We start from the raw sequence: 12764 nt of genomic DNA, 5'->3' as shown, positions 1-12764 counted from the left end.
TGGAGCGGGCGGCCGGGGCCAGTCGATCACGCTGGATCGCAGTACTCCCGTACCGCGAAAGGCAGTTGTCGCGCCATGCCCCCCACCGCGCAGACCGCACCCGCTCTTCCCGACATCCCGGTCGTCGACATCTCCGACATCGGCCCCGGCCGTACGCCCGTCCAGCAGGTCATGGGGCTGATGCGCGAACACGGCCCCGTGCTCGTACGGCGGCTGCACGGCCGGGACGTCACCTTCGTCGCCGATCTGGACCTCGTCACCGAACTCGCCGACGAGACCCGGTTCGCCAAGGCCATCGGGCCCGCGCTGGAGAACGTCCGCGAGTTCGCCGCCGACGGGCTGTTCACCGCGTACAACGACGAGCCGAACTGGGCCAAGGCCCACGACATCCTGATGCCCGCCTTCGTGCTGGGCTCGATGCGCACCTATCACCCGGTGATGCTGGAGGTGGCCCGCCGGCTGATCGGAACCTGGGACCGGGCCGCCCGGGCCGGGGAGCCGGTGAACGTCCCCGACGACATGACCCGGATGACGCTCGACACCATCGGCCTCGCCGGGTTCGGCTACGACTTCGGCTCCTTCGAGCGGGACGAGCCGCACCCCTTCGTCGAGTCGATGGTGCGCTGCCTGGAGTGGGCCATGACCCGCCTCGCCCGCACCCCGGGCGGCGACTGCACGGCCGTCGACGAGGCGTTCCGGACCGACGCCGCCTACCTGGCGCAGGTCGTCGACGACGTGATCAGTGCCCGTGTCGAGTCCGGCGAGACCGGCGGCGACGACCTCCTCGGTCTCATGCTCAGCGCCACGCACCCCGCCGACGGAACCACCCTCGACACCACCAACATCCGCAACCAGGTCATCACCTTCCTGATCGCCGGGCACGAGACGACCTCCGGCGCGATGTCCTTCGCGATGTACTACCTCGCCAAGCACCCGGCCGTGCTCCAGCTCGTGCAGCGCGAGGTGGACGCGATGTGGGGCGACACCGCAGACCCGGAGCCGACGTTCGACGAGGTCGGGCGGCTCACCTACACCCGGCAGGTCCTCAACGAGGCGCTGAGGCTGTGGCCGACGGCCGCCGCGTTCAGCCGCCAGGCCCGTGAGGACACGCTGCTCGGCGGCCGCATCCCGCTGCGCGCCGGACAGGCCGTCACCGTGGCCGCCCCGATGCTCCACCGGCAGCCGGTCTGGGGCGACAACCCCGAGCTCTTCGACCCCTCCCGGTTCACCGCCGAGGCGGAGGCCGCCCGCTCGCCGCACGCCTTCAAGCCCTTCGGCACCGGCGAACGCGCCTGCATCGGGCGGCAGTTCGCCCTGCACGAGGCGACCATGCTGCTCGCGCTGCTCGTGCACCGCTACCGCCTGCACGACCACGCCGACTACCGCCTCACCATCAAGGAGGCGCTCACCCTCAAGCCGGACGGCTTCACCCTCACACTGACCTCGCGCAGCACCGCCGACCGGGCCCACACGCCCCTGCCGGGTGCGGTCGCGGTGAGCGAGGGCGCGACGGCAGTGGAGACGTCCTTCCCCGCCCGCGTCCGCCCCGGCACCCGCGCCCTCTTCCTGCACGGCAGCAACTACGGCACCTGCCGCGACTTCGCCGCCCAACTCGCCGACGAGGCCGCCGCCGTGGGCTGCGAGACCGAGGTCGCGTCGCTGGACACGTACGCGGGCGGCCTGCCCGCCGACCGTGCGGTCGTGATCACCGCCGCCTCCTACAACGGCCAACCCACGGACGACGCACGGCAGTTCGAGGCTTGGCTCGCCACCGCGACCGAAGCGACCGGAGTCACCTACGCCGTCCTCGGCGTCGGCGACCGCAACTGGGCCGCCACCTACCAGCACGTTCCGACCCGCATCGACGAACGCCTCGCCGAACTCGGCGCCACCCGCCTTCTGGACCGCGCGGCCGGCGACGCCTCGGGCGACCTCACCGGCACCGTCCGCACCTTCACCGCCGGGCTGCGCACCGCGCTCCTGCAGTCCTACGGCGACCCGGACGCCGTTGCCTCCGAGGCCGAACCGGCGGCCGCCTACGAGGTCCGCACGCTGGCCGGAGGCCCCCTGGACGCCCTGGCCGAGCGGCACGACCTGGTCCCGATGACCGTGACCGAGGCCCACGACCTCACCGCCCCCGGCCACCCCCGCCTCAAGCGTTTCGTTCGGCTGGCCCTGCCCGCCGGCACCACCTACCGCACCGCCGACCACGTCACCGTGCTCCCGGCCAACGACAAGACCCTCGTCGAGCGGGCCGCCGCGGCCATCGGCGTCGACCTGGACGCCGTCCTGGACATCCGTGCCACCCGCCCGCGCCGCGACGGACTCGCCGTGGACCGGCCCTTGACGGTACGTCAACTGTTCACACACCACGTCGAGTTGCAGCAGCGACCGACCGCCGAGCAGCTGTCCGTGCTGGCAACCGCCAACCCCTGCCCGCCGGAACGTGTCCAGCTGGCGGCCCTTGGAGGCGACGACCCGCGCACGCTCGTCGAGCTCTTCGAGTCGTACCCCGCCCTGCGCGGCGCCCTCGGCTGGCCGGCGCTCCTGGACGTCCTCCCGCCGCTGCGTCCCCGCCACTACTCGGTGTCCTCGTCACCGGCGGCCGACCCGGACCACATCGACCTCATGGTCTCCCTGCTGGAGGCGCCCGCCCTCCCCCACTCTCGGCTGCGCTCGAGCGGGGGGACCCCCATCGGCAACGGCACCTACCGGGGCGTCGGCTCCGGCCACCTCGCCGACGTGCAGCCCGGCGACACCGTCCTGGCCCGCATCCAGCCCTGCCGGGACGCCTTCCGGGTCGACCACTCCGCTCCCGTCGTGATGATCTCGGCGGGCACGGGACTGGCCCCGTTCCGCGGAGCCGTCGCCGACCGGGTCGCTGCTCTGGCCCGGGGTGAGCAACTCCCGCCCGCCCTCTGCTACTTCGGCTGTGACGCACCGGACGCCGACTACCTGCACGCCGACGAGTTGCGCGCCGCCGAGGCGGTCGGGGCGGTGCGGCTGCGGCCGGCCTTCAGTGCGGTCCCCGAGGGGCGCTTCGTGCAGCACCGCATCGCCGCCGAGGCCGACGAGGTCCGCGAGCTGCTGGAGGCGGGCGGCCGGGTCTACGTCTGCGGCGACGGTTCGAAAATGGCCCCCGGCGTACGGGAGGCGTTCCGTACTCTGTTCCGGGACCGCACGCCGGACGCCGACGAGACGGCGGCCGAGCGGTGGCTCGACGAGCTGGTGCGGGACGGGCGTTACGTCGAGGACGTGTACGCGGCGGGCTGATCCGAGAGAAGGGGCGGGATGTCGGTGGACTCCTGGGAACGGGCACGACGCATTCTGGAGGACGCGCACCTCGCCCCCGACCGTCTCACCGGTGTCCGGCCCCTGTCCGGCGGCACGTACAACACCGTCGAGGAACTCCTCCTCACCGACGGCACCCGCTACGTCCTCAAGACCGCACCCGCGTCCACCGTTCCGAGCCTGCGCTACGAGCGTCGGCTCCTGGACTCCGAAGTGGAGTTCTACAGGGCTGCCGCTGGGGCCGGGGTCGAGACGCCGCGCGTCGTGACGGTCGGCGAGGAGGCCGACGTACCGCATCTGCTGATGACGGCGTGTCCCGGCGAGCCGTGGAACGGGTCGGTCACCGAAGCCGAAAGGGCCCCGCTGCGCAGGGAGTTGGGCCGTCAGCTGGCACGTCTGCACACGGTGACCGGACCCGGCTACGGCTACCCCTCCGGCGCTCTCGGCCCGCTCGCCCCCGACTGGCGGACCGCCTTCACGGCCATGCTCGAAGCAATCCTGGACGACGCCCGGTACTACATGGCCCGGCTGCCCCGCTCCGTCGACCAGATCACCTACATGCTCGAGGCCGCCTACCCCGCCCTCGACGAGGTCACGGTCCCCGCGCTGGTCCACTTCGACCTGTGGGACGGGAACATCCTGCTGGACCGGCCGTCCGACGGCGAGGCGCGCATCGGCGGGCTCATCGACGGGGAGCGGATGTTCTGGGGCGACCCCCTCGCCGACTTCGTCTCCCTGGCGCTGCTGGGGGACATCAAGAAGGACGAGCCCTTCCTCGCGGGCTATCGGGAGGCGGGCGGCCGGGCCGTGTTCGACCCCCCGGCCCGGCTGCGCCTGGCCCTCTACCGCGCCTACCTCTACCTGATCATGCTCACCGAGACGAATCCCAGGGCGGTGGACGTCGACAAGGAGCGGTGGGTCCAGGCGGTGGTCGCGCCCGAACTCGTCATCGCGCTGGACGAGATCCAGGAGGAGGTCTCCTAGACCGCGTCCGTGCCTGCGATGAGTTCCGGCCGGATCGCGAGTCTGTTCTGGTGAGCGTCTTAGGACGTCATACGACGCTGCCCGGCACGAGACACCACGGAGGACACCATGACGACCACGCCGAGTGACCCGACCACCGCGCTGCCCGGCCGGCCGCCCGTCGTCGACCTGGCCACCTGGCAGGCCGCCCGTGACGAGCTCCTGGTCCGCGAGAAGGCCCACACCCGCGAGGGCGACGCGATCGCCGCGGCCCGCCGCCGGCTGCCGATGGTGGAGTTCGACGGGACGGTCGAGGTCGTCGGATCCGACGGCCCGGTCCCGTTCCTGGACCTGTTCCAGGGCCGCGACGAGCTCGTGGTCTACAAGCACATGTGGTACGACGGCGCGCCGCACCAGGGACAGTGCGAGGGCTGCACCACCACGGCCTGGCACCTGAAGGACGCCGCCTACCTCAACGCCCGCGACGTCTCGTTCGCCATCGTGACCACGGGCCGGTGGGACGAGGTGGCCTCCTACGTCGAGTTCATGGGCTACACCCAGCCCTGGTACTCGGCGCGCGACGTGGACGGGCCGGCCGGCGGCAGCATGGGCTACCTCACCTGCTTCCTGCGCGACGGCGACCGCGTGTTCCTCACCTACTCCACGACGGGCCGGGGCAACGAGCGGGTCAACGGGTCCCTCGGCCTGCTCGACATGACGCCCTACGGCCGCGGCGAGGCCTGGGAGGACAAGCCCGAGGACTGGCCCGAGGGCGGCAGCCCGTGCTGGTCCTGGCGCTCGGACGCGGACGGTAACGCCACCTGGGGCCCGACCAGCCGCCCCGTGCCGCAGTGGACCCGCCCCGGCGCGACCCCCGTGCAGACCCTCGGCAGGCACGACCACCACCACTGACGCGCCTTCGTCGACGGCGTCGGCAAAAGGTGTCGGGTGTCGGGTGTCGGGTGTCGGGTGCACGTATCGCCCAAGTGCCCGAACTCGTGACCGACGGGCAGCGGGCGCTGCTGCTGTGAAAATCGTTGGGCGGCCGGCGCCCCGAGCTCGCGCCCGAGGGTCCGGCGCCTCGCGTGGCGCACGGCACTGGAGGAGCGGGTGCCGCACTGACGTTTCGCTGGTCATCGCGGAGGTACCCGCGTGTCGCCCCGACGACGCGAAGGAAGTACGCCGTGACCGACCACAGCGACGAAGGACCCGGCGAGAGCGGCGCGCCCGTACCGCGGGACATGCCGGACCAGCAGGCCCACGACGGTGAGGACCCCTGGGAGATCGGCGCCGGCCGGGCGCAGGGCGACACCGTGGACACCACCGAGGCCGCGGAAGCCGCCGAGTCCGCCGCCGACGTCCCCGACAGCGACGAGGAACCCGACGAGCCCTCCGACTGACCACGCTCGGCCTGCCTCGCGGCCCTGCATCGCGTTCATGCGCCCACGGCAAGCCTCATACGCATGACGCATGAGGCCGGGTAGGGTGCGCGGCGTGGAACTGCCTCTGGGAGAACGGGTGAGGTCGTCGGTCGCCGCGCTGATGCACGCGACAGGTGAGTCGCAGGCGGACGTGGCCGTGGCCCTCGGTGTGAGCCAGGCACAGGTGAGCCGCCGTCAGTCCGGCAGCGCGGCCTGGAGCCTGGCCGACTGTGACGCGCTCGCCGCGCACTTCGGCATCGACGTACTGGAATTGCTCGCCGGACCGACCAGGGCGTGCGAGAGCCTGCCGGTACGGCGCCGCCGTCGCGGCTCCCGGGAGGTGGCCCGATGACGGACTTCGAGGCGATCGACGCCCTCCTGGCGGCCGCCCGCGAGGAGGTGCCGCTGCCGCCGGCCGAGGTGCGACGCGGTCTTCGGGAGGGGCTCAGCCTTTCCCGCGCCCAGGTGGCGCAGGCGCTCGGTGTGAGCCCTTCCACGGTCGGCGGCTGGGAGACCGGGCGCGATCCGGGCGGGGAGGTGCGCGAGAAGTACGCGTACTTCCTGGAGGGGGCCCGGACCAAGCTGGAGGCGCGGGCCGAGGAGTTGGCCGCGGAAGCGGACGAGGCGATGGAGGGCCCGGCGGGCGGTGACGCCGTCGACGACGAGGAGACGCAGGCCGCGGCAGAGGGGACGGACCTCGACGACGTGGAGCCTCTGTCCGCCGCCCGTCCCTGTGTGCTGTGCGGTGGCCCCGCCCTCCACCAGGTCGCCGGGTTCCCGCAGCATCTGGACCCCGCCGAATGCGGCGGTACGGCGGACGCCGCGGCGCCTTCCGAACTCGAACCCGAACCCGAACTCGAACTCGAACCCGAGCCCGAGCCCGAGCCGGTGCCCAAGCCGGTGCAGGTCCGCCCCGTGGGCCGCCGTATGCAGGCGGCCTCCGACACCCCCGACCTGATCGGCGCCGCCGTGACGGCTGCCCTCGCCCAGCACGAGGGCGACCTGGAAGCCGCGACCGCGGCGCTCGTCAAGCGGGCCATCCCGGACGCGATGACGCTGCTGGACGAGACGCGCAAGGGCGGCCGGTACGACGTCGTGGCGCATCCCTGGATCCCGGACGTCCTGCGCAAGCAGAGCGCCCGCGGCTCCGACCACATCTGGGAGGCCCGGCCGAAGTGGGCCCGGCAGGAACTCCCCTCCGGTACGCACGAGGTGACGGCCCTCGACATCAACGGCGCCTACCTGTCCGCCCTCAAGACGCATCTCCCGATCGGCCAGTTGGAGCACTCCACCGGCTTCGACCACGACCGCCGCCGGGCCGGCGTCCACCTGATCACCCCGCCCGCCTGGGAGCACGACGCCCACCTCCCCAACCCGCTCGGCAACCGCGACGAGCCCGGCCCCCTGTGGGTCACGGAACCGACCCTGCGCCTCCTCATGCGCCTGTCGGGATCCAAGTACGGTCTGTGCGACCCGCCGGAGATCCACGAGTCGTTCACCTCGGGCGCGACCGAGAACCTCCTGGAGAAGTTCCGCATCGCGATGAAGGACGCCCGGGACCGGGCGATCGCCGAGGACGACGAGGTCACTCTGGAGTACGTGAAGGCGATGTACTCCAAGTTCGTCTCCACGATGGGCGAGTCCAACTACAACCGCGAGCTCTACCGCCCCGACTGGATGCACCTCATCCGCTCCCAGGCCTTCGCCAACCTCTGGATGAAGGCCTACAAGGCCCACGACGAAGGCCTCATGGTGGTCCGGGCCATGGGCACCGACGAACTCCACGTCATCGGCGACTGGCGTCGCGTCTTCCCCGAGGGCCGTGGCGTCTCCGAGGTGAAGATCAAGGACACGTACACGCTGGGCGAGGAGCCCGACACCACGGCCGCGGGCGAACAGGAGGAGTGAGCCCGCCCGGGCGCGAGGCATGATCACGGCATGAACGAGATCATCCTGATGTCCGACGCCCGGGTCGCCGCGATACCCGTCGAGGAGTGCGGTGAACGCCTCGTCGACGTGAGCGGCTCGCTCCTGGTCGACGACCGCAAGCACAAGGACTCCGAGGGCGCGGAGATCCACCTCCGACAGGGGGTGCTCGACCGGCTTCTGCACGCGCAGAACCTGCTGCCGGAGGGCCTGCGGCTGCTCTTCGTCGAGGGCTACCGCCCGCCGGCCCTCCAGCGCCGCTACTTCGAGTCGTACGCCGACGAACTGCGCGGCGAGCACCCCGACTGGTCCGCCGACCGGCTCCGCGCCGCCGCCAGCCGCTACGTCTCCCCGCCCGAGATCGCCCCCCACAGTGCCGGAGCGGCCGTCGACCTGACCCTGGCCGCCGCCGACGGTCGCGAGCTCGACATGGGTACGCCCATGAACGCCACCCCGGAAGAGAGTGACGGCGCCTGCTACACGGACGCCGACAACATCACCGACACGGCGAGGGCCAACCGGGCCGTGCTGGGCGGGGCGTTGAGCGCGGCCGGGCTGGTCAACTACCCGACCGAGTGGTGGCACTGGTCGTACGGAGACCGCTACTGGGCGCTGGCGAGCGGCGCGCCCGCCGCCCTGTACGGGCCGAGGGAACTGCCGTAACCGCCCTATGACTTCCGAGGATCACAACCGCCCGCCGCTCCCCTCTACTGGAACCAAGCCGACGGGGGAGTCGGAAGACGGCTGATCCGGGGGGAGGGGGGCCACGGTGCGGGCTTCGAGGTTCGTTTCCACGGTGGCGCTGTCGAGTGCGTGGCGGCCATGGTCGGCGGCTGCGCGGACGGCGCGGGCCGGAGCGATTCGGGGGAGCCTCGACCCGTACCGCGGTCCACCCCGGCCCAGGACGACCTGCTGAAGAACGCCGAGTCGGCGCTCGTACGGCGTTGTCCGGCAGAACGCGAAGCGGCAACGGCAGCTCGCAGGACACGGCGGCCGCACCGCGGCGCCAGTTCCCCTACGGGATCGACGACCCGGCCTGGGCCGCCGAGCACGGCTTCGGCGACGCGGACGGGACGCAACAGGAACAGCCGTCGCCGCAGCCCGGGAAGAGGGCGGCGGCACAGCAACAGCGGCTGGTCGACGCCCTGTTCGGCCCCGGACGCCGTGAACTGTCCACCCGTACGGCCACCGGCCTCGTCGGCCGAGCCAACAGCGACGGCTGTCTAGCCGAGGCACAACGCGTCCTCTACGGCGACCAGGCACGCTGGTTCCGGACCGAGGTCGCGGTCGCGGTCAACAACCTCGAGGCCGCCGCCCATCACCGTGTGACCCGGGACCCGGCGTACCGGGCCGTGCTCGCCCGTTGGGCGCGCTGCGTCGCGCCGGTGCGGAAGGCCGAGGACCCGGCGCAGCTGCGCGGCGCGTGGCAGAGCCGCGCCCGCGATCTCGATCAGCGGCAGGCCGCGGATCTGCAGAAGCGGTACGCCGTGGCCGAGGCGAGGTGCGTGCGGCGCACGGGCCTCGCGGACACCGGCGCCCGGCTGGAGCAGTTCCACGCGGCCGGCCTGCGTGCCGAGTACGCCGACCTGATCGCCGACCACCGGCAGCTGCGCGAGCACGGCCTGCGCGCTGCCTGTCGTACGTTGCGAGAACCAAGCGCGTACACGGTGTGGGTCGAGAACCAAGACGGCACACCTGAGCTTTGCTCAACGAACCAGGGAGTAAGACCTTTCAGGTCGCCGACCTGCGGGGCTTCCTGAGCCAGGAATCCCCTGCTTCAGCTGGGGGAGGGTTCAAAACGGAGGGATCTCCATACCGCCGTCGTAACGTACGCGAGGCGAGGCTCACCACTCAGGTGGTGAGCCTCGCCTCGCGTCAGCCCTCAGGCGGCGAAGGCGTTCACGCCGGTCAGCTCCGCCGACAGCTCCCACAGGCGCGCCGCCTGCTCCGGGTCGGTCGCCCAGTCCCTGACGCCGCTGCTCTGGTCGCCGTCGACAGCGGGCTCGGCGATGTCGCAGTCCTCCAGATAGACACCGCCCATGCCGTTCAGCTGGGGCGAGGTCGCGGCCCACACCTGGGTGGCCGCGCCCTGCTCCGGGGTCTTGAAGCCCTCGGGGTTGAGCACGGTGCCCTGCTCGTCGATCCAGCCGCGCTCCACCATCTCCTCCTTGGGGATGTGGCGCTGCAACGGGGTCATGATGCCGCCCGGGTGGAGCGAGAAGGCCCGTACACCGCGGTCGGCGCCGAGCTTGTCGAGGTGCACGGCGAACAGGACGTTAGCCGTCTTCGCCTGCCCGTACGCCTGCCACTTGTCGTAGCCGTGCTGCCAGTGGACGTCGTCCCAGCGCATCCCGGCGAAGTGGTGGGCACGCGAGGACACGGAGACCACGCGGGCGCCACCGGGCTCGATCGCCGGCCACAGGCGGTTGACCAGGGTGAAGTGGCCGAGGTGGTTGGTCGCGAACTGCGCCTCCCAGCCGGGCCCGACCCGGGTCTCGGGGCAGGCCATGATCCCGGCGTTGTCGATGACGAGGTCGATCGTGCGGCCGGAGGCCAGGAACCGCTCGGCGAAGGCGTGCACGCTCTCCAGATCGCCGAGGTCCAGTTCGTCCACCTCTACGCCGGCCAGGCCGCCCAGCGACTCCCGTGCGGCGTCGGGGCGGCGGGCGGGGACGACGACCCGGGCGCCGGCCTTCGTGAGTGCGCGCGTGGTCTCCAGGCCGAGCCCCGAGTAGCCGCCGGTGACGATCGCGAGCCTGCCGGACAGGTCGACGCCGGCGAGGACCTCGTCGGCGGTGCTGCGGGTGCCGAACCCCGAACCGATCTTGTGCTGTGCAGTGGTCATGCGCGGAACGCTACGAATTGGAGTGCTCTCGAAGTCAAGCCGGCCCGGGAGCACGCGCCGGTGCATGAGAAAGCCCCGACCGGACGGGGGAATCACGGTCGGGGCGGTTCAGTGGTGGGCACGGATGGCGGTCGCCTCTCGGCGAAAGGCTCCACAGGGCTTCAGCCGAACGATCGTCCCTGTGGGCAATAGGTGAGGCCCGGGGGCACTGTCCCATCCGTACCCACGAGTTGTTCAACGGGCAACGACCCTTCGGTGTTCCGCCGCCTGTCGCGTTTTGCGGTGATCTGGGTCACCCTCGGGATGGTGTCCGGCCCTCCCGGGTCCAGGCCAGCAGGTCCTCCACGCTCCACGTGTTGACCACGCGCTCGGCCGGCACCCCGCACTCCTCCGCCCGGGCGCAGCCGAGGATCTGCCAGTCGAGCTGACCGGGCGCGTGCGCGTCGGTGTCGACCGAGAACAGCACCCCGGCCGCCACGGCCTGCCGCAGCAGCCGCCGGGGCGGGTCGAGCCGCTCGGGCCGGCTGTTGATCTCCACGGCCGTGCCCGACTCGGCGCACGCGGCGAACACCTCGTCCGCGTCGAACTCCGACTCCGGCCGTCCCTGCCCGGTCACCAGCCGCCCGGTGCAGTGCCCGAGGACGTCGGCGTGCGGATTGCGTACGGCGTTCACCATGCGGCGGGTCATCGAGCGGGCGTCCATGCGCAGCTTGGAGTGCACGGACACCATCACGACGTCGAGGCGCTCCAGCAGCTCCCGCTCCTGGTCGAGCGAACCGTCGTGGAGGATGTCGCACTCGATGCCGGTGAGCAGCCGGAACGGCGCCCAGGTCCGGTTCAGCTCCGCCACCACGTCCAGCTGCTGCCGCAGCTGCGCGGGCGACAGTCCGCGGGCCACCGTCAGCCGCGGTGAGTGGTCGGTGAGCACCGCCCACTCGTGGCCGAGCTCCGCCGCCGTCCGGGCCATTTCCTCGATGGGGCTGCCGCCGTCCGACCAGTCGGAGTGCAGATGGCAGTCCCCGCGCAGCAGCGCCCGCAGCCGCTCCCCGCCGTGGGAGAGCGGGGCGGCGCTGTCGCCCTCCACCTTCTCCAGGTAGCCGGGCACTTCTCCGGCCAGCGCCTCGCGCACCACCTGCGCGGTCTTCGGGCCGATGCCCTTGAGTGACTCCAGTGACGCGCTCTCCGCCAGCTCGCGCACCTCGTCCGCGGGCAGCGCGGCCAGCACCCGGGCCGCGCCGCGGAAGGCGCGGACGCGGTACGTCGGCGCCAGGGACCGCTCCAGCAGGAAGGCGATCCGCTCCAGAGCCTCGATGGGATCCATCACCACCTCCTCCTCCAGATTTCCCCAGGCTGGAGGGGTTCGCACGGCGAGCGGATGGTTTGTTCGTACATTGAGTCATATGTCGTGTTCGACGTGGACGACTCGTTCTCGCGGATTGCGCTCTACGCTCTATTCATGACCGAAATCGCGAGCCCGCACATAGCTCATCCGCGGATCATGGTGCTCGGGGTGCAACCAAGCACGCCGCCGTTCCGGATCGTGGAGATAGACGGCCAGATGGTCGGTGCGGCGAAGACCGTCACGGACGTCCTGGAGACGGCCGCCGCCTTCGGCATCACGGTCCACGACCTGGACGATCCGGACGTGGTCCGTTGGGTGGGCGGGGACAAGTTCACCTGGACCCGGCACTGACCGGACGCGTCAGCAGACCGTCCACTTCTGGTGGGGGCCGCCGGTGCAGTCCCACAGCTGAACGGTCGAGCCGTCGGCGGTGCCGTTGCCGGTGACGTCCAGGTGCTTGCCGAGCGCCCGCGGCGTGCCGTCCGATCCGACGGTCCACTGCTGGGCCGCCGCGGTGCCGTTGCAGGCGTAGAGCTGTACGGGTGTGGCATTGGCCGGGTTCGCCCCGGTGGCGTCGACGCACTTGCCCGCCAGTGCTCTGATCGCCACGCCCGCGGCCGTGTCACCGGTCGTCACGGATACGTGGTCGACCAGGAGTTGCTGCGGGAAGCCCGTGGAACCGTCCGGGTCGCCGGGCCCGTAGCCGCCGACCGCCAGGTTGAGGATCAGAAAGAAAGGCTTGTCGAACACCCAGGTCCGGCCGCCCAGGTCGGCGGGCGTGCGCCGCTGGTGGACGGTCCCGTCCACGGACCAGGTGATCGAGCCGGGTGCCCAGCCGACGGCGAAGGTGTGGAAGGCGTCGGCGAAGGCCTGGCCGTTCGGCAGGGAGTGGGCCGCGCCAGTCGGGGCCGCGGGGATGGTGCCGTGCCCGGTGGAGGGCTCGGAGCCGCCGTACGGCGGCCCGGGATGCGGGTGC

11 protein-coding genes and 1 pseudogene are annotated in these 12764 nt (G+C 71.8%); 9 read left to right on the top strand and 3 right to left on the bottom strand.

The features are described 5' to 3' along the window. Nucleotides 1–75 precede the first annotated feature (75 nt). From IG08_RS0126690 to IG08_RS55970, 8 genes are all read left to right on the top strand, one after another. Nucleotides 76–3273, top strand: a complete 3198-nt coding sequence (locus IG08_RS0126690) for a cytochrome P450 (protein WP_030607361.1) — start codon at nt 76–78, stop codon at nt 3271–3273. A gap of 18 nt (nt 3274–3291) precedes the next feature. Then, nucleotides 3292–4275: a phosphotransferase family protein gene (locus tag IG08_RS0126685; RefSeq protein ID WP_043455254.1), complete on the top strand. Its 984-nt coding sequence runs from the start codon at nt 3292–3294 to the stop codon at nt 4273–4275. A 108-nt stretch (nt 4276–4383) separates the two neighbouring features. Then, entirely contained in the window at nt 4384–5166 is a 783-nt protein-coding gene (locus tag IG08_RS0126680; RefSeq protein ID WP_030607355.1) for a DUF899 domain-containing protein, read from the top strand. Between the two features lie 272 nt (nt 5167–5438). Beyond that, on the top strand, nt 5439–5654 hold the full coding sequence (locus IG08_RS0126675) for a hypothetical protein (protein WP_030607352.1): 216 nt from the start codon (nt 5439–5441) through the stop codon (nt 5652–5654). Nucleotides 5655–5748: 94 nt separating this feature from the next. Continuing rightward, nucleotides 5749–6027 (top strand): helix-turn-helix domain-containing protein, encoded by a 279-nt coding sequence (locus IG08_RS54475; RefSeq protein WP_030607349.1) that lies wholly within the window; start codon nt 5749–5751, stop codon nt 6025–6027. Next, entirely contained in the window at nt 6024–7583 is a 1560-nt protein-coding gene (locus IG08_RS0126665) for a helix-turn-helix domain-containing protein (RefSeq protein WP_030607344.1), read from the top strand. Before IG08_RS54475 ends, IG08_RS0126665 begins: the two co-directional genes overlap by 4 nt. Before the next feature lie 30 nt (nt 7584–7613). Next, nucleotides 7614–8264: a M15 family metallopeptidase gene (locus IG08_RS0126660; protein ID WP_030607341.1), complete on the top strand. Its 651-nt coding sequence runs from the start codon at nt 7614–7616 to the stop codon at nt 8262–8264. 281 nt (nt 8265–8545) lie between these two features. Beyond that, the gene (locus IG08_RS55970) at nt 8546–9361 is read left to right on the top strand and encodes a hypothetical protein (protein ID WP_052424890.1); all 816 of its coding nucleotides are present in this window, start codon (nt 8546–8548) and stop codon (nt 9359–9361) included. 122 nt (nt 9362–9483) lie between these two features. On the opposite strand, the gene IG08_RS0126650 is transcribed toward IG08_RS55970, so the two are convergent. Continuing rightward, nucleotides 9484–10446 carry an SDR family NAD(P)-dependent oxidoreductase gene (locus IG08_RS0126650; protein WP_030607334.1) on the bottom strand — a complete coding sequence of 321 codons (963 nt, stop codon included), beginning with the start codon at nt 10444–10446 and terminating at the stop codon, nt 9484–9486. 292 nt (nt 10447–10738) lie between these two features. Continuing rightward, on the bottom strand, nt 10739–11767 hold the full coding sequence (locus IG08_RS0126645) for a PHP domain-containing protein (RefSeq protein ID WP_030607331.1): 1029 nt from the start codon (nt 11765–11767) through the stop codon (nt 10739–10741). Between the two features lie 135 nt (nt 11768–11902). Here IG08_RS0126645 and IG08_RS0126640 point away from each other — a divergent pair, with 135 nt between their 5' ends. After that, entirely contained in the window at nt 11903–12139 is a 237-nt protein-coding gene (locus tag IG08_RS0126640; protein WP_030607327.1) for a hypothetical protein, read from the top strand. A gap of 15 nt (nt 12140–12154) precedes the next feature. On the opposite strand, the pseudogene IG08_RS0126635 reads toward IG08_RS0126640, so the two are convergent. Beyond that, a pseudogene (locus IG08_RS0126635) lies at nt 12155–12736 on the bottom strand (ricin-type beta-trefoil lectin domain protein); the annotation flags it as partial. Between the last annotated feature and the right edge of the window lie 28 nt (nt 12737–12764).

The sequence above is a fragment of the Streptomyces fulvoviolaceus genome, from assembly GCF_000718165.1.
Classification (GTDB): Bacteria; Actinomycetota; Actinomycetes; order Streptomycetales; family Streptomycetaceae; genus Streptomyces; species Streptomyces fulvoviolaceus.
This window is presented reverse-complemented; position numbering and strand designations above follow the sequence as displayed.

Coding starts and splice junctions, on each gene's coding strand:
- IG08_RS0126690 (WP_030607361.1), top strand. CDS start 76: ATGCCCCCCACCGCGCAGACCGCACCCGCTCTTCCCGACATCCCGGTC.
- IG08_RS0126685 (WP_043455254.1), top strand. CDS start 3,292: ATGTCGGTGGACTCCTGGGAACGGGCACGACGCATTCTGGAGGACGCG.
- IG08_RS0126680 (WP_030607355.1), top strand. CDS start 4,384: ATGACGACCACGCCGAGTGACCCGACCACCGCGCTGCCCGGCCGGCCG.
- IG08_RS0126665 (WP_030607344.1), top strand. CDS start 6,024: ATGACGGACTTCGAGGCGATCGACGCCCTCCTGGCGGCCGCCCGCGAG.
- IG08_RS0126660 (WP_030607341.1), top strand. CDS start 7,614: ATGAACGAGATCATCCTGATGTCCGACGCCCGGGTCGCCGCGATACCC.
- IG08_RS0126650 (WP_030607334.1), bottom strand. CDS start 10,446: ATGACCACTGCACAGCACAAGATCGGTTCGGGGTTCGGCACCCGCAGC.
- IG08_RS0126645 (WP_030607331.1), bottom strand. CDS start 11,767: ATGGATCCCATCGAGGCTCTGGAGCGGATCGCCTTCCTGCTGGAGCGG.
- IG08_RS0126640 (WP_030607327.1), top strand. CDS start 11,903: ATGACCGAAATCGCGAGCCCGCACATAGCTCATCCGCGGATCATGGTG.